The sequence below is a fragment of the Paenibacillus sp. NPDC101420 genome (assembly GCF_050277435.1).
Classification (GTDB): Bacteria; Bacillota; Bacilli; order Paenibacillales; family Paenibacillaceae; genus Paenibacillus_AQ.
Window position 1 is genome coordinate 477,169 of record NZ_JBNNSE010000003.1, and the last position, 23,781, is coordinate 500,949.

General features: G+C 44.5%; 18 protein-coding genes. All 18 read left to right on the forward strand.

The features are described from left to right. The first annotated feature begins 463 nt into the window (after positions 1 to 463). Positions 464 to 3,205: an Ig-like domain-containing protein gene (locus ACQKMP_RS17345; protein WP_427470136.1), complete on the forward strand. Its 2,742-nt coding sequence runs from the start codon at positions 464 to 466 to the stop codon at positions 3,203 to 3,205. Between the two features lie 87 nt (positions 3,206 to 3,292). Then, positions 3,293 to 3,829: a hypothetical protein gene (locus tag ACQKMP_RS17350; protein ID WP_339243769.1), complete on the forward strand. Its 537-nt coding sequence runs from the start codon at positions 3,293 to 3,295 to the stop codon at positions 3,827 to 3,829. 153 nt (positions 3,830 to 3,982) lie between these two features. Further along, positions 3,983 to 4,249 (forward strand): alpha/beta-type small acid-soluble spore protein, encoded by a 267-nt coding sequence (locus ACQKMP_RS17355; RefSeq protein ID WP_042192433.1) that lies wholly within the window; start codon positions 3,983 to 3,985, stop codon positions 4,247 to 4,249. Positions 4,250 to 4,590: 341 nt separating this feature from the next. Beyond that, complete coding sequence (gene metK, locus ACQKMP_RS17360; RefSeq protein ID WP_042192431.1) at positions 4,591 to 5,793, forward strand: methionine adenosyltransferase; 1,203 nt, start codon at positions 4,591 to 4,593, stop codon at positions 5,791 to 5,793. Positions 5,794 to 5,994: 201 nt separating this feature from the next. Beyond that, positions 5,995 to 10,035, forward strand: coding sequence for an Ig-like domain-containing protein (locus ACQKMP_RS17365; RefSeq protein ID WP_427470139.1), 4,041 nt, complete (start codon positions 5,995 to 5,997; stop codon positions 10,033 to 10,035). A 229-nt stretch (positions 10,036 to 10,264) separates the two neighbouring features. After that, positions 10,265 to 12,997: a stalk domain-containing protein gene (locus tag ACQKMP_RS17370; RefSeq protein WP_081951226.1), complete on the forward strand. Its 2,733-nt coding sequence runs from the start codon at positions 10,265 to 10,267 to the stop codon at positions 12,995 to 12,997. A gap of 57 nt (positions 12,998 to 13,054) precedes the next feature. Then, entirely contained in the window at positions 13,055 to 14,215 is a 1,161-nt protein-coding gene (locus ACQKMP_RS17375; protein WP_042192427.1) for a sensor histidine kinase, read from the forward strand. Positions 14,216 to 14,219: 4 nt separating this feature from the next. Then, positions 14,220 to 14,942 (forward strand): response regulator, encoded by a 723-nt coding sequence (locus ACQKMP_RS17380; RefSeq protein WP_042131342.1) that lies wholly within the window; start codon positions 14,220 to 14,222, stop codon positions 14,940 to 14,942. Positions 14,943 to 15,179: 237 nt separating this feature from the next. After that, the gene (locus tag ACQKMP_RS17385; RefSeq protein WP_042192424.1) at positions 15,180 to 15,626 is read left to right on the forward strand and encodes a glycosyltransferase family A protein; all 447 of its coding nucleotides are present in this window, start codon (positions 15,180 to 15,182) and stop codon (positions 15,624 to 15,626) included. A 127-nt stretch (positions 15,627 to 15,753) separates the two neighbouring features. After that, the gene (locus tag ACQKMP_RS17390; protein WP_427470142.1) at positions 15,754 to 17,769 is read left to right on the forward strand and encodes a helicase-related protein; all 2,016 of its coding nucleotides are present in this window, start codon (positions 15,754 to 15,756) and stop codon (positions 17,767 to 17,769) included. After that, positions 17,766 to 18,584: a ComF family protein gene (locus ACQKMP_RS17395; protein ID WP_427470144.1), complete on the forward strand. Its 819-nt coding sequence runs from the start codon at positions 17,766 to 17,768 to the stop codon at positions 18,582 to 18,584. The genes ACQKMP_RS17390 and ACQKMP_RS17395 overlap by 4 nt, the downstream gene beginning before the upstream one ends. A 168-nt stretch (positions 18,585 to 18,752) precedes the next feature. Beyond that, complete coding sequence (locus tag ACQKMP_RS17400) at positions 18,753 to 19,163, forward strand: TIGR03826 family flagellar region protein (RefSeq protein ID WP_076285720.1); 411 nt, start codon at positions 18,753 to 18,755, stop codon at positions 19,161 to 19,163. Positions 19,164 to 19,265: 102 nt separating this feature from the next. Then, the gene (gene flgM, locus ACQKMP_RS17405; RefSeq protein WP_042192418.1) at positions 19,266 to 19,550 is read left to right on the forward strand and encodes a flagellar biosynthesis anti-sigma factor FlgM; all 285 of its coding nucleotides are present in this window, start codon (positions 19,266 to 19,268) and stop codon (positions 19,548 to 19,550) included. A 12-nt stretch (positions 19,551 to 19,562) separates the two neighbouring features. Beyond that, complete coding sequence (locus ACQKMP_RS17410) at positions 19,563 to 20,063, forward strand: flagellar protein FlgN (RefSeq protein ID WP_042192416.1); 501 nt, start codon at positions 19,563 to 19,565, stop codon at positions 20,061 to 20,063. A 54-nt stretch (positions 20,064 to 20,117) separates the two neighbouring features. Continuing rightward, positions 20,118 to 21,701, forward strand: a complete 1,584-nt coding sequence (gene flgK / locus ACQKMP_RS17415) for a flagellar hook-associated protein FlgK (RefSeq protein WP_427470146.1) — start codon at positions 20,118 to 20,120, stop codon at positions 21,699 to 21,701. 15 nt (positions 21,702 to 21,716) lie between these two features. Then, entirely contained in the window at positions 21,717 to 22,634 is a 918-nt protein-coding gene (gene flgL, locus ACQKMP_RS17420; RefSeq protein WP_379424755.1) for a flagellar hook-associated protein FlgL, read from the forward strand. 15 nt (positions 22,635 to 22,649) lie between these two features. Further along, on the forward strand, positions 22,650 to 23,216 hold the full coding sequence (locus ACQKMP_RS17425) for a DUF6470 family protein (RefSeq protein WP_379424756.1): 567 nt from the start codon (positions 22,650 to 22,652) through the stop codon (positions 23,214 to 23,216). Positions 23,217 to 23,325: 109 nt separating this feature from the next. Then, positions 23,326 to 23,781, forward strand: a complete 456-nt coding sequence (fliW, locus tag ACQKMP_RS17430) for a flagellar assembly protein FliW (RefSeq protein WP_379424757.1) — start codon at positions 23,326 to 23,328, stop codon at positions 23,779 to 23,781.

Genomic DNA, 23,781 nt, shown 5'->3' on the forward strand with positions numbered 1-23,781 from the left:
AATGATACTTAGTAAATATTGCATAATGACGTTTAGAAAACGATTATGGTATACTATTTTCCGTAGCGACCCAAGATTAACAATAGTTAGTAGAACATACATATGTATCTTCTATTGGGATTGTACCGGAAAACAAAAAAAGAAAAGAATTTTTTTGAGAAACCGCAACTTTTCCAAATCTTCTGCGTTTAAGGTGTAGAGTCATTTACACAGGCAGTTGAAATTAACCGGTGGTAAAGCGAATTTAACAAATTGGAAAAATTAGCTTTACGTGACTTGAGGCACATTGTATAATACTTAGGTATAATTAGGAATCTAGTATTGTCATGTCCTGATCATTGTTTACCAGTTTCTGTGATACCCGTCACAGACATTATTTATACTTAATTTGCTCAACTCTGGAAAGGGGGTGCATCGGCTAATGAGTGACACGAGCTACTCAACTAAAGAAAAATCTCAGTTTATGAACGTCCAAGGAGGAGAAAAAAAGGTTATGAAGAAAATTTTATCCGTAGCATTATCTACAGCAATGGCATTCTCGATGTTTGCCTCTGTAGCGTTTGGTGACGCAGCAACAACTCCGCAACAAAAATTTGATGCTTTGGCAGCGAAAGGTATTCTCAACGGATACCCAGATGGTCAAGCTCACCTTGAAAAAGATCTTACTCGCGCTGAATTCGCGAAGATTGTTACTAAATTGTTCGATCTTACTGAAGTAACTAACAAATTGTCTTACAAAGACAAAGGTTACAACGCTAAGAACTGGGCAGTTCCTTACATCGAAGCTGTTACTGCAGCTAACTTGATGCAAGGTAAAGATACTGTTAAAGGTATCTTCGACTACAACGGTAAAGTAACAGTTGAAGAAGTAGCGGCTGTATTGTTCCGCGCTTTGAAACTTGAAACACCAGCTACAACTGACAACACTGCATCTGCATGGGCTAAAGGTTATGCTCAAGCGGTAATCAATGCTGGTCTGATTGCTAAAGACACAAACTTTAAAGCTAACGCTAGCCGTTCTTTGGTAGTTGAAACAGCTTATGCAGTTGATCAATTGAAAGCAGCTCCTACTGTAGCTTCTGCTGAAGCAGTAAGCCCAACTAAAGTAGTTGTTACTTTCTCTGACAAAACTACTACAACTGTTGAATTGACTACTGCTCTTGTAGCAGGCGTTGAAACTACAATCAACTTCAAACACAACGATCACGACTACACTACTAAAGTAACTTTGCAAGCTCCTAAAGTTGTTTCCGTAGAAGCTCCAAACGCTAAGCAATTGGTTGTTAAATTCAACCGCGCTGTTGATGGCGATACTGTTGCTGAAGACGGTAAATTGATCAAAGATGTAGTTCAAGTAACTGCATTGAGCAGCGCTCCTGCTGTAACTACAACTGGCGCTGAAGTAACTTTGAATGCAGATGGTACACAAGCTACAATCACTGTTCCTGGTCTTGAGTACCTGAAAGGTCAATACACAGTTGTTGTTAACGACGCTGTTAAGACAACTGCAGGCGAAAAAATCTCTGCTTTCACTACTTTGTTGACTGTTGCTGATACAACTGCTCCTACAGTAGCTACTGTGAATGCTGTTGCAAAAACAACTACAAACAAAGTTTATGTGAAATTCAGCGAACCTGTTAAACCAGCTGGTATCATTGCTTATGTAAATGGTCAAGCTGCAACAGTACAAAAAGATACTTATGATACATTTGTATTGACTACTGGCAACTTGACTAGTGGTACTACTTATGATGTATCCTTGACCAACGTATCTGACTTCGCAGGTAACGTTGCTAACCCTAACCCAATCAAAACTTCTGTAACAGTTGTTTCCGATGTTGCTGCACCTGTAATAAAGAGTGTAACACCAATTGGTGACCGTTATGTTGAAGTTAAGTTTGATAAGAAAATCAACAAAGATTCCCTAGTGGGTAATGTTCGTTTGTTGGATGCTAACGGTGATAGCAAAGGTGTATTCACAGTAGTGACCACATCCGATAGCGACACTATCAAATTGAGATCTCCACTGGGTAGTCTTCCAACAAGTGGAACTTTCACTGGTTCCATTGTGTTTGGTCAATCCGTACGTGATACTCTTGGTAACACTTTGAGTGCTGCTGCTACTCAAGCTATCACATTCACTAAGGATACAACTGCTCCTGGAGTAGTAAGTGCTACTTACTCTGCTAAAGGCTTGGTTATCAAGTTCAGCAAAGAGGTAATTCATGATACTACTAGCACTAACACTAAAACAATCACTATCGTTAATGATGCAACAGGTCAAATTGCTGCTACACTTAATGTGAAAGCTGGTACCTTGTCTTCTGACAAGAAAACTTTGACTTTCGCAACTACCCTTAGTGGTGCTGACTACACAGTACGCTTGCCACAAGGCTTGGTAACTGATGATTCCTTCGCAAACAATGCTTTTGCTGCTACAACAGTTGCATTGACAGTAGGATCTACTGCTACTAACGATACTGAAAGACCTGTAGTTGTAGGCATCGTTGCTCATAACAACTTCGCTATCGAGAAGGGTGCTGTAGTAACTGGAGATGTATACTATGATGTTACAGTTACTGATAATGATGGATTGAATGTTCAATCGCTTAGAGATGTTAACAGCTATACTCTAGACGATAAAGCACTCCCTGTTGGAACTCTTGTGACTATTCAAGATGTACCTTCTGGTGATGATGCAAAAGCTCCAAAACGTGCTACTGCAAGAGTTTCAATCCCAGCAAGCACATTTGACAAAACTCAAGAATACAAATTCACAGCATTCGGTATCGCCGATAAAGCTGGAAATGGAATTCTGGTTGCTGAGAACAAATCCACTCTGACTAACCGCGTTAAGCCAGTTCTGAATACTGCTGCTGTCTCCGCTGGAGATAACACTGTATTGGTTCTTGGATTCAATGGAAAAGTGGATGCAAACACAATTAGTGCAGCTGACTTTGATTTCATCATCAATGGTAAGAGCACTGCTAAAAAAGAAATATTTGCTAACGAAATTACTCCTGGTGCAGGAACTGACGCTGGTAAATTCTATGTAACATTCAAGAAACTTGATGGATCTGCTGGTAACCAAAATCTTAACGCTAACGATGTTAATAGTATCGAAGTTAAGGTTCTGTCTACTTCCGGCATCAAGGACGTTGAAGGTAACAAAGCAGTTGTTGACACTACAGTACAAGCTAAGTAATCTCCGATTACCGAAGCACAGAATAGCCTCTTCGGAGGCTATTCTTTTTTTATAGGCATTTATCCCCACTCATGAGGAGGTACTTCATTGAAATCGGTATGGAAAATAACAACAGCTGCTGTATTGCTGGCTGGTGGTGTATGGGCTGGATCACTGTTGAATGTTACTGCTGAAGGTGCAGGTGTGGGTTCACAGCCTGGAACAGCAGATGACCCTGTGGTTACCAAAAGCTATGTTGATCAGCAAATTCAGAAAGCACTTACAGGTGGTACAGGTACAGCTCCAGTAGCTACGGCTACTCCGAGTCCTAGCTCAGCTCCAACAGCTACAACAAACCCGACTACTAGCAGTAATGAATCCGTAATTGTCGATGTGAAACCAGGACAAACCTTAATTGCTTCCGCAGGCGCTGAATTTATCGTTCGTGCGGGTAAAGCGGTTATCTATTCTCAGGATGCAAATGGTGTTGCTGATTTAACGGATGGTAAAGACCTTGCCAATGGAGTAGCTGCACCGACTAACCATTTATTATCTTTCCCTCGTGATGGTCGTGGTATTACTGTGCAATCAGGACAAACTCTTGGCCTTGTTGTCATGGTTCGTGGTGGATATACACTAAAATAATTTGTAATAGTATATATTCATAATGCCCGTAAAAGTACTTAATCATACCTTCAAACTGATTTCCAAAGTTACAAATCATTGGCGCGATTGAAGAGTAGATGTTGGACGCACAATATTCCTGTAATCTTACAAATTCACAGGAGGTGCTGAAACATGGCACGTAACAATCGTACAGTGGTACCGGAAAGTCGGGCAATGCTGAAGCAAATGCAATATGAAATTGCAGCTGAATTTGGTTTATATGGAGCGCATTATGGAGGCGGAGCAGACACAGAGTTTGCTTCTGAATTAGGAGCAATCGGAGGTAGTGGTTCTGGCCGTCGCCAGTATCTTGGACATCTTAGCTCAAGAGATAATGGCTCTGTTGGCGGAGAAATCACGAAGAGACTCATTAAGCAAGCCGAACAGTCTCTTCTTTAATAATATCAGGGGTGAAAGAATTCTTATTAATCCTATCTGATATTACTATTTAATACTGCGGAATCAATATTTATACTGTGATGGAGGGGCTTCGGAGTAATTGACACCACCTCCCAAATAAGATAATATGACTTTTGAGGAAAGCCTTAGACCTTTTCCATATGGGAAAGGTTCATTTTTTTGAAGAGTTTAGTGAATATAAACATGAAATACTGCAATCATCCTTCATAAAAAGAACAGGCCCCTGAGTTTCTTTGTTTATAGTTTTTATTAATTTGGCCTGTGATTATTAAGGAACTCCTTATACAGTGTCAGACTAACCATAAGGGAGGTTGTTATACTTGTCTATTAAAGGGCGTCATTTGTTTACTTCCGAGTCCGTGACGGAAGGGCATCCGGATAAAATCTGTGACCAGATTTCCGATGCGGTACTCGATGCATTTTTAGCTAATGATCCAAATGCTCGTGTAGCCTGCGAAGTAGCAGTAGCAACTGGTCTTGTTTTGGTGATCGGGGAAATCAGTACAAAATCTGAGTATGTAGATATTCCTGCCATCGTACGCAATACCATTAAAGAAATTGGCTACACACGTGCAAAATATGGTTTCGATTATAATACCTGTGCAGTGTTGAGCTCACTTAATGAACAGTCAGCTGATATTGCTCAAGGTGTAAACTCTGCTCTCGAGCACCGTGATCCAGCACAATTGGCTGAAGAAACGGCAAATATTGGCGCGGGTGATCAAGGCTTAATGTTCGGTTTTGCTACGAATGAGACACCAGAACTGATGCCGTTACCGATCGCTTTATCTCACCGTATTGCTCGTCGCTTATCTGAAGTTCGTAAGAACGGAACCTTGGAATATTTGCGTCCTGACGGGAAGACACAAGTTACGATCGAATATCAAGATGAGAAGCCTGTACGCGTGGATGCTATCGTAGTATCTACACAGCATGCGGAAGAAATTTCTCTTGAACAAATTCAGGCAGATATTAAAGAGCATGTAATTATGCCGGTTGTTCCTGCGGAACTGCTCGATGCTGAAACTAAGTATTTTATTAACCCAACAGGACGATTTGTGATTGGTGGTCCTCAAGGGGATGCCGGTCTAACTGGACGGAAGATTATCGTTGATACGTATGGCGGATATGCTCGTCATGGCGGCGGCGCATTCTCTGGTAAGGATCCAACTAAAGTGGACCGTTCTGCGGCTTATGCTGCTCGTTATGTGGCGAAGAATCTTGTTGCTGCGGGTCTAGCTGATAAATGTGAGATCCAGCTTGCTTATGCCATTGGTGTGGCTACTCCTGTCTCGATTAATGTGGATACATACGGAACAGGTAAGATCAGTGAGGAAAAGATGGTTCAACTGATCAGCAACAACTTTGATCTTCGCCCTGCGGGTATTATCTCCATGCTTGATTTGCGTAAACCGATCTATAGACAGACTGCAGCATACGGCCATTTTGGACGGACTGATGTTGATCTTCCTTGGGAACGCGTAGATAAAGCGGAATTACTCAGAGGTCAGGCAGGATTGTAGTTAATTATATGTTCTTATAATACGTTAAGCCCGCAAGTTGGCACTTAGTGTCAGCTCTGCGGGCTATTTTTATGTAATGGGCAGAATTAGAATTGATTCTAATCATAGAGAAGTAGACTACTAAACTTTGTAAGCCCTTTAACCGAAATATAAGAATATACATAAAGACGTTAGTATGGTTTGAGAGGAGTCTATCACGGCATGAAAAGAAAAATTTCAATATGGACGGCAATTTTTCTAGCAGGAGAACTGGTACTTGGAGCAGGGTATCCTTCTATCGGAATTGGAATATCGGCAGTACATGCTGCAGCGGAATTTGGCATTAGTGTGTCGCCAGCACCTGGAGCAACCTATGTAAATATCGGGTCATCTCTGAAATTAAGCTTTGATCGTCAAGTAAACCCACAGGCTGGAGAAATTACCATCACGGGTCAGGGTGATAGTACACCTTTTGTGACGATTCCTATTGGTAGTTATGGTTTAATTGGTAGTTCAAAAGATTACGAGCTTAAATTAGGGCCAAACCAACAATTCACTCCGAATAAGGCATACACGGTCACAATTCCCAAAGGATTGTTCAAAGATAACGAGGGTAATGAATCAGGACTTACTTCATGGGCATTTACCACCGCTCCTGAGAGTAATACGGCTATCACGGCAGGCAACTTTTCACCGGCTAGTAATGCAAGAGTAGATGCCGGGAGTTTAAAGGAACTTAGTCTGACACTAAATAAGCAGCTGTTAAAAGGTGGGGGCTCTATCCGAATCTTGTCCTCAGCAGATAATACAACAGTGCAAGAGTTCAGAATAAAGGATGATGACACTAGAGTTAACGTTCAAACTGATGCAAACTCTACCACAGTTAAATTAACGTTGGAGAAAGCATTGGCGGCCGGAGGGAATTACTATGTTCTTATTGATGCGTACGCTTTTAAGGATGTTGATAATAGAACGTTCTCTGGTATTTCTAGCGGCAATGTATGGAGTTTCTCTACAAAAGGTGTAGCTGAAATACCAATGACTCCATCCCCGGCTAACGGTGCAGGCGGTATATCTACCACAGGAGCGCTACAGCTCACTTTTGACCGTCCTATGATGCCTGCATCAGGTGTAATTACGGTGTCCCCAGGGGCAGCTAACGATGCTAGAACAAGATGGCTTGATGTGAACTCCCCAGCCGTTACTGGAGGAAGCAGCAGAACCATAACATTGAATCCAGCGTCATCAGCCTCACCTCTGCTAAACGGCACACAATATACAGTTACGATCCCCCAGGGTGCTTTTTATGATCAAGATGGAAATGTATTTCCTGCCTCGGGCCCGTACACTTGGACCTTCACAACGGTATCTTTGACTGGACTTGGCGTAAGTGCTTTGAATCCATCTGATCGAAGTGAATCTATTGCTAACAACAGATCCTTTTCGATCGCTTTTAATCGGGATGTGAATTACAACAGTGCAGTGGCCAATGGTGTGGCTCTATATAAAAGCGGAGGATCTCAGGTGCCGGTTAACGTTACTCGGAGTACCACTACAGCTAAAGAATTTATAATCACACCTTCTGTAGCGTTAGATAGTGATTCAACTTATTACATTGATATCGCCAAAGGGGCTTTTGTAGATGCAAGTGATGCTAACGTTCTATATGACGGATTAAGTGGTAAAAATTCATGGAGCTTCAAGACCTTGTCTCTGGACAAAACAGCTCCACAGCTCACATCAGCACAGCTTGAGAATAACCGAACCATTCGTCTGAAATATAATGAATCTCTCAATTCATCCATAGCGCTGTTAACCTCAAGCTTTGGAGTTACGGTGAACGACGAGAATCGAGCGATTGAAAGTGTTTATATTCAGGGAGACAGTGCCTACTTGGTGCTGAGTACAGGAGTAGCAGTTGGGCAGATTGTAAAGGTCAGCTATAATGGCGGACTGCGGACGATTCAGGATCCAAGCGGAAATGCAGCGAGCACTTTTAGCTCTAAACAGATCACGAACTCCATTGAGTCCTCCATGCCGACACCTAAAGACGGGCGAATCACGGGGAGATCTGTAGTATTAAATTTTAACGACACACTTAAATCGGTTTCCTATTACGCTCATAACCAGTTCTCAGTGACTGCAGATGGAAGCTCACTTGGGGTCAACTCGATCAGTTCCAGTGGCAATACAGTATATTTAACATTGGGCAGTGAAGCATCAAATGGACAGAACGTTCGGGTGTCCTACTATGCAGGTTCGTATCCTTTGCTGAATTCTTATGGACAAAATATTGCGGACTTTACTGATTTCAATATCCGTAACAGTAACGATACGATTGCGCCAGTGTTTCAAAGTGCAACCGGAGGCGGCACTAAAATCATTTTGAATTATAATGAAGGCTTGTCTACAACCAATCTCCCACTGAATAGCCAATTCTCTGTGTTAGTGGGCAGCACGCCTAATTATGTAACTAATGTATCGGTCAGCGGCACTCAGGTCACTTTGACGCTTCAGACAGCGCTGACGGTGAATCAGAATGTGACTATATCTTATGTGCCGGGTTCTGCCGGGGTGAGCGATTTGAATGGAAACCGAGCGGCGTATATTAACCTGCAGCCTGTATCCATCTCAGAAAACAGCGGCACTACTATACCTGAGATTAATTCAGCGACCGTTTCAGGTGACGAGTTAACCGTTACTTTTGCAAAGAATATGCAGGCATCCGGTTCCCTCTACGCGAATCAGTTTGGAGTTCGAGCAGATGGCAGCAGCTTGGGGGTGCAATCCTACTATATCTCAGGCAATATTCTGAAAATAACGTTATCCTCGGTTGTGAAGACCGGTCAAACAGTGGACCTGTCCTATATGTCTGGTACCGGAACGATTAAGGATTTGAGTGGGAATACACTATCCTCATTCTCAGCTTTATCAGTTCAGAATCTAACTGGCGTGACCACTGGATCTGGAAATCGTCCATCCTACCTAGGAACACTTGCAACGAGTGAGTTTGGAAAAGAGTATGCACTATTAAAGAGCGATTCCTCGCAAATTGTGGATGACCGTTCTGTATATAATCAATCGGTAAAAAGATATACTTTAAACGCAGATCGAATAGCTGCCAGTTATGAATATCTGTATAAGATGAATAATGATGTATTGGCTTTTGAGGTTCCTTCCACGGAGCAAGCAGCTTTTGTAACTGCTCCGCTAAAACCATTACTAGACGCGGTGAACCGTAATAAAAATACTAAGTTCATGATTCGTCATGGAGACAACCTATTTAGCGTAGGGCTTGATGATATTGATATGAATGGGCTGGCGAGCAGCCTAATCTCGGACAGTAAAAATATCTCGCTCGTGTTCCGCTTGGATAAAGTTCCAGCAGGTACATTTACACCTTTTGAGCAAAAGCTACAGACGATGGGTATGCGAACTATTACTAGTCTTATGGATGTCCGGGTGACGGCGATCGTTAGTGGTAATTATTCGAATGCCAAGGCACTGACTGTACCAGGAGAATATACCGTACGTACTACTTCTTCATTAAATAGTGCGCAGACATCTGCGGCCAGATTGGACCTTTCCTACTACGATGCGGCTTATCTACCTACAAAGGTCAGTACGGTCGGTAACTATACGGTTATCCGTGCTCGTACCGCTGGTAATCAGATTTTAGGGACTTTCTTGTCCACCAGAGCCTTCACGGATATGGGTAAGCATTGGAGTAATGCAATCGTAGCTGAGCTTAACGCAAAGAATATTATTGATAGCAGCTACGGTAGTGCGTTTAATCCGGAGAAAAAAATTACCCGTGCTGAGTTTGCTATAATGCTCAGTCGAGGTCTAGGCTTGCTAGGAGATCGTGAGACCGCACAACGTTTCCGGGATGTGCAGCCTTCTACACAAACTGGAGACTACATTGGCGCAGCGGCTAAAGCTGGAATTATTACAGGGAACACGGATGGTACTTTCCGTCCGAATGATAATATAACACGCGAGCAGATGGCGATCATGATGATCCGTGCGATGGAATATACCAATCATCCTATTACACTAAGCGGTACTTCTGCCTCAACGCTTGCAAAATTCAAGGATAAGTCGAAGATTCAGAATCAAAGTGCTGAGTTCGTCGCCAAGGCAGTGCAATCAGGGATAATTTTGGGCATGACAGCAAGTGAGTTCCAGCCTCAGGGCAATGCCACCCGTGCTCAAGCTGCCGTGATGCTGCAGCGGATGTTGAAACAGGCAGATTACCTGTAAACAACTCTTGTAAACAAAGAATTAATTGGTAAAGTCCGGTAATTATGCCGGGCTTTTTTTTGTCGTCTAATTATGACAATTTCGACTCTATAAAGCTTGAAATCTCTCAATTTCGCAACTTTTTGGCTTATTTTCAGTCTATTAAAAGAGTACTAGAAAAATAGGAACCAGTTTCCAGACATTGATATGGACTGATAGAGTACAAAAGAGATGGGAGAGTTACGTTGAAATGAATGAAGTTTTCATGGAGAAGAAGAGTAGCGAGGTTGTACGGGGAATAAGATTATCTTCCACTAAAAAGTGGATTGCTGCTTCATTGGCTGGTGTGTTATGGATTATGCCGGTAATCGGCAGTGAAGGTATGATGCTTTTGGGTCAGGGATCTGCACCAATTGCGGCAGCAGCTACAGCTCCTTTTAAGGTAAGTAAGCTGGGAGAAGAAGTAATTACTTCGGGCGCCATTATGATGAAATATAAATATACTACTACACGTTCTGGGGCGAGTGCTTCTGGTCTAGCGGATGTTATTCGAGTAGATCTTAACAATCCATATGTTTCTTTAGATGTAATGACTGGTAAAGGTGGAAACCTGACTACGCGGCAAAGTACTGGCGGGATGGCCAAGGAAACGGGAGCCGTGGCCGCAGTAAATGGCGATTATTTTAATACAGGTGGAGAAGGTGCTCCGATCGGTGGACAAGTATCAGGTGGAGTACTGGTGTCTACACCTTCACAATTGGATGGAATGTATGCCTTTGCAGTGACAAAAGATCGCAAACCTATTATTGACGAGTACAGCTTTGAGGGGATGGTAACCGCACCAGATGGCGCACAGTTTGAGATCTCCGGTATCAATAAAGGCGCTTATAGCCCTGAAGGCGGAAGCTCGACTTATAGTCATGCTAATGCTATGTATATTTACACAGATGTATGGACTGCACTTGATCGTCCTAAAAATAGCTCCACCACTCCAACTGAGGTACTTGTTGAGAATGGTATAGTTACTCAAATCTCTGAAAATGCTGCACTTCCTATGGCGGTTCCAAAGGGAGCTTATATTTTGCGGGCACATGGCTTAGCCGCACGATATGTTACTGCCCATTTGACGGTAGGACAACCTGTAACAAGTGTGTATTCCCTGAAATCTAAGACTACACAGCAATCGTTAGATCCTGCGAATCTGGAAACAATGATTGGCGGACATACGATTCTAGTAAATAACGGAAAAGCAGCAACGTTCTCTCGTTCTACTAGCAGCATTGGAGGCTATCGTGCACGCACGGCTTTAGGATATTCCCAAGACGGACGTTATGTATATATAATTGCTGCTGAGAAAAATGGTAATAGTTCAGGGATGTCTCTAACCGAACTGCAATCATTTATGACGAATATTGGAGTCTGGAAAGGTCTTAATCTCGATGGAGGCGGCTCTACAACGATGGTAGACCGGCCCCTCGGTGAAACCGCTACTACACTCACTTTTAATACAGAGTATGGCACAGAGCAACGTAGCATCGTTAACGGGCTTGGTGTCTACACTAACGCACCGCAAGGTGAAGTGAAAGGAATCAAAATTAGCGGAAGTTCCGCACTGCTGGTTGGACAAAAGGCAACGTATTCTTTAAAAGGTTATGACACTTACTACAACCCTATTGATGTAGCAGCGGGTAATCCTACTTGGGTATCAAGCGGCGGAAGCGCAACGGTAAGTGCAGGTGAAGTGACGGCAGTGAAGCCAGGTACCGTTACCTTAACGGCTAAAAGCGGTTCTGCAAGCGCCTCTACAACTGTTACAGTTTTGGGTGGTAATGATCTTTCCAGTATGAGTGTAGGTACAGCTACAGCGCCACTGACAGCCGGAACTACTGTGTCTGTCCCTGTTACAGCGGCAACGAAAAGTGGAACGACTATCAATGTTCCGGATTCCGCACTGAAGTGGGAGTTTGTAGGTTTTAAGGGAGCCGTGAAAGATGGCAAGCTTACTGTAAACACCGTTGATGCAGGGGTTACTACGGGTTATGCTATTGCCCGTTATGATGGATTTAGTGCAGTGGTTGTATTATCAACAGCAGCAGCTACAACATGGGAAGATTTCGAGAAAGTAAGCTATCCAATCGACTTTACTACTAATGTTCCAGCGGTACAGGGTACTGCAACGATAGTGGATGGAACGGCTGAAAGAGTAGGCTCCAAGGTTCTGTCACTCAGTTATGATATGACAGCTGGTAGCGGCAAAATGTATGCTTATGCTCAGCTTAATGGTACAAGCGGTAAAACAGTTCCAGCGCTTGCAACTTCGATGTCGGTTGATGTGATGGGCGATATGAGCTTGAATTGGCTGCGTGCTGAATTTGTAGACAACAGTGGAGCTACAGCTTATGTGGATCTTGCGAAGATCATCGATTGGAATGGTTGGAAGAACATTAACATTGACTTGTCAGGCTCAGGCATTAAATTCCCAGCAACACTGAAGAGACTCTATGTTGTTAACGTAGAGGAAGGCCAAGATGAACGGGCGAAGACGGGTACAGTTGCCGTTGATAATATCAAGTTTACAATGCCATCGCTTTCTAGTGATGCAGGCTTACCGAAAGGTACGGCTTCCATGAGCATTGGTTCGAAAGCAATGACTGTAAACGGAACAAAGAAAGCTATTGATGTAGCTCCAATTGTAAAAGACGGCAGTACTTATGTGCCAATTCGGTATGTCCTTGATGCTTTCGGAGGCAGCGCTACTTGGGATCAGGTGAATAAGAAGATCATGGTATTACGCGGAGCCAAGGCACTGGATCTTACTGTAAATAAAAAAGAATATCTGCTGAACGGTAAACGTCAGAGTGCTGAAGTAGCACCAATCATTTTACAAGGTAGGACTTTAGTACCGTTAAGACTAGTTTCTGAACAGCTAGGATTAACTGTAAAATGGGAACAGAAAACGAAGACCGTAACTATCGAATCGTGATATGTTAATATAAAGGAAAACCTTTAAAACGATTCGATAGAAAAGGGGCAAGCATCCGTGGAATTTCAAACCGATGCGATTGATCGCGTCATTAAAAATACCATCGACGTGATGGAGAGCAGCAAGTATCAGATTTTTGAAATATTGCAGGTTGCGCGTGATGAACTTGCTGCACTCAACAAAGAACTGCAGCGGGTCATGGACGAAACGGATGAGACATTGAAAAAAGTAGACAAGCTGGAGCTGCAGTATCATCGCTCCAGAATCCGGCTGACAGAGGTCAGCCGGGACTTTGTCCGCTACTCGGAGAAGGATATCCGTATTGCCTATGAGAAGGCTACGGAGCTACAGCTCGAACTCATGATGACGCGTGAGCGAGAGGTCTATCTTCGATCAAGACGTGATGAATTACAAATGCGAGTGCGCAGTGTCGAAAATTCTGTAGAGCGCGCAGAGTCAATTGGTTCGCAAATGAGCGTAGTGCTCGAATATTTGTCGGGAGAACTAGGTCAGGTGACGAGAATTGTCGAATCTGCGAAGAACAGACAGATGATAGGACTCAAGATAATCCTGGCTCAAGAGGAAGAACGGAAGAGAATTGCCCGGGAAATTCATGATGGTCCTGCTCAAATGCTGGCGAATCTAGTCCTTAGGACGGAAATTGTAGAAAGAATGCTGGTAAAGCAGGAATTTGGGTTGGTGCAGGACGAAGTAATAGATTTGAAAGGACAGGTTCGATACAGCCTGGAAGAAATGCGTAAGGTCATCTTTAATTTACGACCGATGGCTCTCGATGATTTGGGATTAATTCCGACTTTGCGGAAATATGTGCATGATTTTGAGGAGAAGACGAAGCTGAGGACGACCTTGGAAACCAGAGGTCAGGAACATCGACTATCTTCAGCCATGGAGGCAGCGGTATACCGATTGGTCCAGGAAGCTTTGTCTAATGCAGCTAAACATGCCTACCCGAGTTTCGTATTGGTAGAGATTACTTACCAAGCGCAGTTAATTAAGATTGTGATCAAGGATAATGGATTAGGTTTTAATGTGCAGAAATTAAAAAATCCGCAGGGCAATCGTGAAAGCTTCGGGCTAGTAGGTATGCGGGAACGTGTAGAGCTGCTTGAAGGCAGAATGGAAATCATATCAGCCGAGAATCAGGGGACAACAATCGTGATCCACATTCCGACGAACGTGGAGAAAGGGAAGGAGTAATGTGATGGAGAACTTAAACTCTACTAAAACGCCCATTAAAGTTCTTTTGGCGGATGATCATCAGCTTTTTCGTGAAGGGCTGAAACGTATTTTGAATATGGAGGAGGATATCGAAGTCATTGGTGAATGTGGTGACGGTATCCAGGTATTAGAGTTCTGTAACGGAACTAAACCAGACATCGTACTGATGGATATTAATATGCCTATTGAGAATGGCGTGGAGGCCACTCAAAAACTGCGGGAAATGTTCCCAGAGGTTAAGGTAATTATTTTATCGATTCATGATGATGAGAGTTATGTGTTTGAAACCCTTCGTAAGGGTGCCAATGGTTATTTATTGAAGGATATGGAGGCTGAATCCCTTATTAATGCGATCCGTTCGGTCTGTGAGGGACACGCTTTTATTCATCCAAAGGTTACCGGAAAGCTAATCAATCAATTGCGGCGCATGACTTACCTTAATGAGACTGGAGTAGCTGCTGATACGGTAGTGAAGGAAGCCGGAGTTAAGTTTGTGGCCGGTGATAACAATCCTCTAACACGTCGTGAAGCAGAAGTACTGCGGCTGATGGCGGAAGGTAAGAGTAATAAAATGATCGGTGAGTATTTGTTTATTAGTGAAAAAACGGTCAAAAACCATGTTAGCAGTATTTTGCAAAAAATGGAAGTTGATGATCGTACGCAAGCAGTAATCAACTCCATCAAGTATGGATGGGTAACTTTATAAAAATTTTTACAGATTTACGGTACATATAGGAATGAAATCAAGGAGAGCACAGCTTGTTCCTTTAAAATATAAGAAAGTATAAGTTTCACACTATACTTTATGTCTTATATTTCTCGCTTAAACGCTTACCGTCCTCGCAAGGACGCCGAAGGCGTTTATGCTTGATAGGAACTCTGGGCAGTCACCGACCTTTTAAAGCCGGCATATAGTGTTGGTATACAGAGGAGGTGCATCTCCATGGTAGCCCAGTTGATATGGATTGCGGCTGTTTATGTATCCGCTGCAGTGATTATTCATATGCTGCATAATCGGCAGAAGGTGCGGCAGACACCGCAGTCCGTGAAATGGATTCATTATATTTTGATTACTCGCAATCATGCATCTGTTGTGGAATGGTACATTCGGGCGCTGACATTTCAAGCATTTTTAACCGGAAAACGATTTCGAGTAACGTTCATGGATGATGGCTCGAGCGATGGAACCCTTGGAATTGTTTCCAGGCTGGCTGATAGTGGCTGCTCTATCGATCTTGCAACATCTATGTACACTTTTCAGGTGAGTAAAGAAGAGTTGCAGCAACAAGGGATTGTGGTAGACTTGCGGTTGTCAGGGCAGTCTGTTTCGTTGCCTTTTATGGGGATGGCAGGAAGTAGGGGATGCGAATCAAAGCGCGACAGATTTTAAGTGAATATGTGAGTAACGGGTGAAGCACACTCTCCAAGAAATGGAGGAGTGTGCTTTTTGCGTTAGAGGCTGGGAAAGTGGTGTGGGCAAGAGTGATTAATGGTGAGACTTAAAGGAGGCCGATTTTATGCGAGCTGCTGTATATGCCTTGGAATGTAGGGGGATCTGGAGTGTTTGGATTTCTTTAGATCTTACAGTAGATAGATGGTGGTGGTCTGGCGCTGGGCTGGAGAGTCAAGGTAGAGGCTTAGTAACGGAGGACAAGCTGGTTTTATTATCTCCTGCGCTGCCGCTGGGGTGGGCGGTGAAGTTGCGCGATCGTTTTAAACAAAGAGACGGGATGAGGAACTGGGGGGCTAAGGAGTGGGGTCAATACGTAAGCAGTGTTCTTGAGCCTGAGTTGAAGGAGGAAAGGGAAGCAGGAGGGAAAGGCGAGGAAGAGTTGCTTAGTGAGAGAGTGTCGCTATGGCGACTTTCTGGGCAAAGAGAGATATTTATAGAACAGTCTAGGGAGAACAATGATTGCAGAAGTTACAGTAGAGGAAATGATCTCGATTATGCTTTGCTTGAATCGGAGGTAGAACAACTCGTACATGCGGTGGCCGGCCGCTCTTTACTGCAGCCGGAAATAGAAACGCTGCTGGCAGAGAGGTTGCCAGAGCTGACAGGTCGTTGGCGCCAGGCGGCACAACTGGCGCATTTGCAGGGGCGGCTTACGTTTTCGGCCGCCGTTGGTAGTCACGCCCCGGCTGCGCACGGGGCGTGGGCCCGCCAGCTCCCTGCGGGTGCTGGCGCTCTGGCGTGTGCGGCGGCTAAGCTGCCGCACGTATTGTGGCGCGGCGCTGTCGCCCGCCGCGCGGTTTCGCGCTGCCTGCGCTGCGGCAGCGCTCCCACCGGCCGCACGGCATGCGCCGCGTGCGGCCTTATGGGCTGCGCCTATTGCGAGGCCTGCCTCGCACTTGGGCGCAGCCGGGCTTGCGCGCTGCTGCTGCGCAGCGCAGCGCTTCCGGCCGTGCGGTGCACGGCCGCCCTTGACCCCACCGCGGCCGCAGGCCGGTGGGGACTCAGCTCAGCGCAGGCGGGAGCCGCTGGCGCTGCGCTGGGTTTTCTGGCGGAGCGGCGTGAGCGCTCCGCCAATTCGTGCCCAGAGCGGTTTCTGCTCTGGGCGGTGACGGGAGCCGGGAAGACGGAGATGATCTTCCCGCTCCTAGAGGCCGTGCTCGCCGCCGGTGGGCGGGCGCTCGTAGCGACGCCGCGACGCGACGTCGTACTCGAGCTCGCTCCGCGGCTCGCGAAGGCTTTCCCGGCGGAGATTCTCGCCGTGCTTTACGGCGGCAGCGCAGAACGCTGGGTGAGTGGTCGCTTAACGCTCGCGACCACCCATCAGCTGCTGCGCTTCCATCGAGGCTTTGATCTCGTTATCATAGACGAGCTTGATGCGTACCCCTACCATAATGATCCTATGCTGGCTTATGCCGCAGAACAAGCCTGTAAGGTAGACGGCTTTTTTATCTACTTATCAGCCACACCACCGCAAGAAATGCAGCGGTTGGTACGCTCAGGCAGACTTCCACATGCCAGAGTGCCTGTCCGCTTCCATGGTCATCCTTTGCCTGTGCCGCAGCACCTGAGTATGATATCCATTCAAACATGCCTAAAGCGTGGGAACTTACCTAGATCGATCATACATACGCTTGGTAGGTCGCTCGAGCGCGAGGCGCAAATCTTTTGTTTTGTGTCGCGTATTGCACATATTGAAGGATTACTGGTTCTGCTTCGTCGGAGCTTTCCCGGCGTAGTCATCGAAGGTACCTCCTCCAAAGATCCCTTCCGGGCAGAGAAGGTAACTGCTTTCCGTAGCCGCGCTATCTCCCTATTAGTAACGACTACGATTCTGGAACGAGGAGTTACAGTGCCTCGTAGCGATGTATTTATTTTGGATGCGGACAGCGATCTTTTTGACGAAGCTTCCTTGGTTCAGATGGCGGGTCGTGCCGGGCGATCTAAGGATGATCCTGCTGGGCGTGTTGTATTTGTCTCTCCCCAGTGGACCCGATCACAGCGTGGAGCGATTTCCCAGATCCGTACTATGAACATCATCGCTCGCCGCAAAGGATTTATCAGTAAGGATGTGTCGAGATGAATTCTCTGTTCTCATGGTTAACTAAATCTCAGGCACTCTTGTCCTCTTCCGTAACTCCATGCTTAACTTGCGGCAAGCGCAACCCTGGATCCTCGCAATTTCCTGGAGTTTGCAGGAATTGCGTAGAATCCATTCCTTGGATACGTTCCCCACGCTGCTTGAATTGTGGTCGGCATGTGGGCTGTCCTGACTGTACCCGCAGTAGTGAACCGTCTCCGATTATTTGTAATCGAAGTGCAGTGGCTTACACTAGTGTTATGCGAGAATGGTTGGGTCAGTATAAATATCGCGGGAATGAACGGTATGCCCCTTTACTTGGCCTCATGCTGGATAGAGCCTATCTAACCCTAAAAAAAGAGAAGCAGAGCGCTCTTTTATCCCGAAAACCATCCATCATCCATCGTTCTTGGTCTGCTGATTTGTTAGTGCCAGTGCCTGTCAGTGATTCCCGGCTTATGGAGCGAGGATTTAATCAAGCGGAAAGATTGGCTGATGTACTATCTAGATGTAGGAAGATTCCACAGCTTCCGCTGCTGATCCGTACACACCATACGGGAAAACAGAGCTTTAAGAGCCGAGCGGAACGACTGGCGGATATGAAGCACGCTTTTGCAGAAAATCCGGCAGTAACAACACAATTTGCGGATTGGTTAAATAGGGAGGTACCTCTAAATCGTCCTGTTCGGATTATTATTGTTGATGATATTTATACGACGGGCAGTACCATTCGTGCGTGCGCTGAGATCATACAACAAATGGGTTCAGATTATGGTTATACGGTAGAGGTGTATAGCCTAACTTGGGCACGTTCCTGAGGAGAGCGGAATGCATGATTGTGAACAACCCATTCACTTTTAGAAGAGATCCATGCCCGTAATAGCGTTTCTTCCGTCCCATAGACGAATTCCCTGCAATCATGTAATCTAGGAGCATAAGAATATTATGCATTGTACAGAATGTACGGAGAGGAGCGGCTGCTTGTTATGAATCTAGACAATTGTCCAAGGTGCGGCCGGTTGTTTGTTAAGAATCTTATGGGTTTGTGCCAGCCCTGCATCAAAGAGCTGGAGCATGAATATGAGATCTGCGTGGATTATTTGCGGGAGAACAAAGGAACCAACATTCAAGAGTTGTCCGATGCTACAGGAATTTCGATTAAGGAGATCACCCGCTTTATTCGAGAGGGCCGGATATCTATAGCTAATGCTCCTAATATGATGTATCCCTGCGAGGTGTGTGGAACGCTGATTCGCGATGGGCATATGTGTGATAGCTGCCGTTCTCGGCTAAGGAAGGATCTCTCCAATGCCGCCAAGGAAAGTGCTGCTGAGGATTCTACCAAAAAGACAACAGACGGTGCATATCGTGCCATAGACAAGTTGCGTGACCTATAAAATCTGCAAAAAAACGTTTGCAGCTATAAAGAATGTTTCAGTCTACGCCGATAAACTTAGTAAAGATTATCGGCTTTTTTATATTAGAAGGAAGGTGAAGTTATGAAAATTAACGAGACCGGACGAATTAACGCGATGAATCCGTATCAACGCAGCGCGGATGCGCAAAGGCAGGAACAAATGAAGAAAAGTTCACGCAAGGATGAGGTTTCGATCTCTGATGAAGCAATTCAGCTCTTGCAAGCACAGAATTCTGGTAATGATGCTGAACGTGCACTTAAGATCGACAGTTTGAAGCAACAGGTCTCCGCAGGTACCTATCAAGTAGATGCAGCTAAGCTAGCAGAGAAACTCGCCCCTTACTTTAAGCAATCCTCCGAGAATTAGGTGAAACCATCCATGGCATTGACGACATTAATAGAACTATTGGAGCGGCTGGACGAAGTTCATAACCAAATGCTGGAGCTGGCCGCTGAGAAAAAACAGACGATTATGGACAACAAGGTGGATGCATTAATCGACATCCTGAACCGTGAGTCCAAGTTAATGAAACTGATTGGACAGCTCGAGGAACAGCGAATCGCGGCGGCATATACCGTTCTGCAAGGCGTAGGTATTCGTTCCAACCTGAACCTGAACCTAACTGAGCTGTCCAGACTTATATTTGACCCTGAAGACAAGGCACGACTGCTGCATATTCAGCAGAAGCTTTCTGGCACTTTGCACCGCTTGAAAGAAGCAAATGAGCTTAATCAGAAGCTGATAGAGCAGTCGCTTACTTTTATAGATTATTCTTTGGATCTGCTGGTCGGAAGACCGAATCAGGATATCACGTATCATCGTCCGTCCGATAAGGGGAATGGCGTAAATCGGTCGGGGATTTTTGATGCACGAGGCTAGAATTGTACTGATGAAGTGTTCTGTAAGAGCAGAACATAAGGAGGAGTAAGTAGCATGACATCCACATTTCATTCGATAGAGACGGCGAGACGCAGCCTTTTTACTCAGACCGCAGCTCTTAATACGACTGGACATAATATCGCTAATGCGAATACCGAGGGTTATACTCGTCAACGTGTAAATATGAAGGCTGCTTTACCTATTGAAGCGTACGGATTTAATAAATCTACCGTTCCTGGTCAAATGGGTACAGGGGTGGAATTCTCATCTATCGATCGGATTCGGGAAATGTTTCTGGATGATCAGTACCGTGGTGAGAATTCTGCATTTGGAAACTGGAAGCTTCAAGCAGATACCCTCTCTAAACTAGAAGCGATTGTTAACGAACCATCGGATACAGGTATTCGTACCGTTTTAGATAACTTCTGGAAATCATGGTCTGACCTTAGTAAAAACCCTGAGGATCCTACTGCTCGTAAGATTGTAGTGCAAACTGCACAATCTTTGACTGATGCCATGAATTATATGAGCACGCAATTAGATAATCTTGATCGGGATCTAACTACTAATATTGACGTTAAAGCAAAAGAGGCTCAGGGTTACCTGACCGCTATCGCAGACTTGAATAAATCGATCTATAAGATCGAAGGTATGGGCGATCAAGCGAATGATTTACGCGATCAACGTGATCTGATGGCAGACAAGCTATCCAAGATTGCTAATATTACCGTTGTAGAGACGGAAGCTGGTTATAACGTTTCTCTGGGTGGACAGCCATTGGTAGAGGGTGGAGAAGTTACTGCAACCGTAGATAGTGCATTTCTTAATAATGCTTATGCCGCTGGAACTTTGAAGGGCGGCGAGGCCTACGGAATGATTTTCTCCAAAAATACTTATGTTACTGACTACAAGAAACAACTTAACGATATGGCTAGTACGATCGCTACTGGTGACGTTGAAATTACAATACCGGCAGGTTCTAATCTTCCTGAGGGTACGATGTTGACTAATGATGCTAAGATTACGCAAGCGGATGGCACCGTAGTTACTTTGGCCGCTGGTCAGGCAATGCCTAAGGGAGCAACGATGTATGAGGACGCTAAAACCATTGTCAAAGGCTTGAACGGACTACACAAGTTAGGTTATGCGATGGATGGAAGCGCTGGTCGTGATTTCTTTGTAACCTCTGGTGACGCTGGAACGATCAAGTTAAATCCCGAAATTGCTGCAGATGTTAGCTTATTCGCAACCTCATTGCGCACTACTGTAGATGCAGCTGGGAATACGCAGGTCGTTAAAGGAAATAACACCTTGGCTCTTTTATTGACGAACCTCAAGGATAGTAAATTTACTACGCCGGACGGTAAAGTTAGCAATACAGTGGGTGGGCTTTTAGGCTCTATGGTTGGTCAGTTGGGTATTCAATCACAGGAGGCTGCGCGTCAAACCGATAACTCAGATTATCTGGTAGAGCAGGTTAACTCACGTCGTCAATCTGTCAGCGGAGTATCACTGGATGAAGAAATGTCGAATATGCTCGTATTCCAGCATGCTTATAGTGCCGCTGCGCGTTTTATGACTACTTTTGATGAACTGCTCGACAAATTGATTAATTCCACCGGCACAGTCGGCAGATAAAAGGAGATATAGCGTATGTTGAGAGTAACCTCTAACATGATGAATTCACAGCTTCTGCTTAACCTAAACCGTAATGCACGTACAATGAACGACACACAGCTACAGCTTTCAAGTGGACAAAAAATCAACAAGCCTTCCGATGATCCGGTAGGGATTACATATTCACTACGTTATCGTGCGGAGCTTTCATCTAACGAGCAATATACCAAGAATGTAGATAGTGCTCTTTCATGGCTAGATTATAATGATACAGTCCTAGGACAAGCTGGAGATGTTGTTCAGAAGATTCGTGAACTGTCTGTACAAGCTGCGACAGGGACTAATCCACAGTCAGCACTGGACAGTATTAATGCCGAAGTGATGCAGTTAAAAGACCAACTTGTGGATATTGCAAATAGTACGTTGAATGGTAAATACATTTTTAATGGTGAGCAGTACAACACGAAACCTTATGAGTTCGCTAAAGGTGCAGATGGTACATATGATGTATCTAAGCCGATTACAACAGATACCGGGCAGATTCAGTTTATTGTAGGTGAAGATGTGCGTATGCCTATTAGTACGACTGGTAATGACGTATTCGGTAACACTGGGGATGCGGATAATTTGTTTGCAATCATTAATCAATTATCAGTTGCCTTGAAATCGGGTGATTCCAAAGGAATATCGGCACAACTTGGTTTAATTGATACAAGGATGGAAAAAATTCTGACGGCACGCTCTGAAATAGGGGCCAAAACCAACCGTGTAGAATTAATGCAGGATCGGCTTAGTGATTTGAATATTAACTTAACGGACTTACAGGCTAAGACTGAAGATGCCGATTATGAAGGTTTGATTATGAACTCTAAGATTCAAGAGAATATCTATAATGCATCCTTGTCTGTGGGTGCAAAGATTATTTCCACAACTCTCGTAGACTTTATCAGATAACGGAGGTGGTTCTCGTTGCTACAACCGATATTGCAAATCCGTCAGACGCCTGCTGTGATTGGTATTGATGCTGATCCGGGCACTTATTCGATCACTCAGCCTAAAGCTGAGGTTAATATAACGACTACTGCAGGTGAATTAACTGTTCAATCTACTAGACCGGAGCTTACTATTGATCAATCCCGTGCTTGGGAGGCTTATAACGGTGGGAAAATGCTGGATATGAATAAACGGATTTATTCCGGCATTCAACAGTTATATCTTCAGGGAATTGCCAGAAAGGTCGAGCAAGGGAATCGGATGGCTCAGTTTTTTAGACCTGGTAATACAATTGCAGAAGTTTACGGTATGGATACCGAACCAAATTCTTTTCCTGAGATTCGAGGCCCAGCATCATACGACAATGTGGACATTCACATCGAAACGAGAGCCCCACAAATCGATTTTCGAGCCGCGAGAGTGAACATTCAGGTGGAAAGACGTAATCCAGAAATTGAATATACCCGTGGAAAGTTAAATATATATATGCAGCAATATGCTTCTATTCAGTTTATTCCACCAGAATTGAATGTTCAAACGTAGCTTTTTAAGCTATAGATGTGCCAGAAAGCGCCTCTATAGCTTTTGTGCTATATATAATGTGGTGGGATTTTCATAAGATGTTAGTTTTGCGAAGCGAAACTTTTGAGGAGTGAATAACTTGATTATAGAAACACTATCTTGGGGCAAACTGGAAGTAGATGAAATGCAAATATATCATTTTCCGAAAGGACTACCTGGCTTTGATGAAGAAACCGATTTTGCTTTGATTGCGATGGAGGAGACGCCTTTTTGCTATCTACAATCTGTTAGAAATAGGGGTCTATCCTTTCTGTTAGGAGATCCATTTGTTTTTTATCTGTCCTATGAGTTTGAGTTGCCGGATGATGAAGCTGAAGAATTAAGCATAAATGATGGGATTGTCGTTCGTTGTATTATCACGCTAAAGGAACAAATCGAACATTCGACAATTAATCTTCTGGCTCCTATTGTATTGAATCCTACTGCTCGTTTAGCTAAACAGATCGTTCTTCATAAAGCACCTTATCATACAAAGCATAGCTTGCTGCAGGTGCAGTCGGTTATCGATGGAAAGGATGGTGGATGA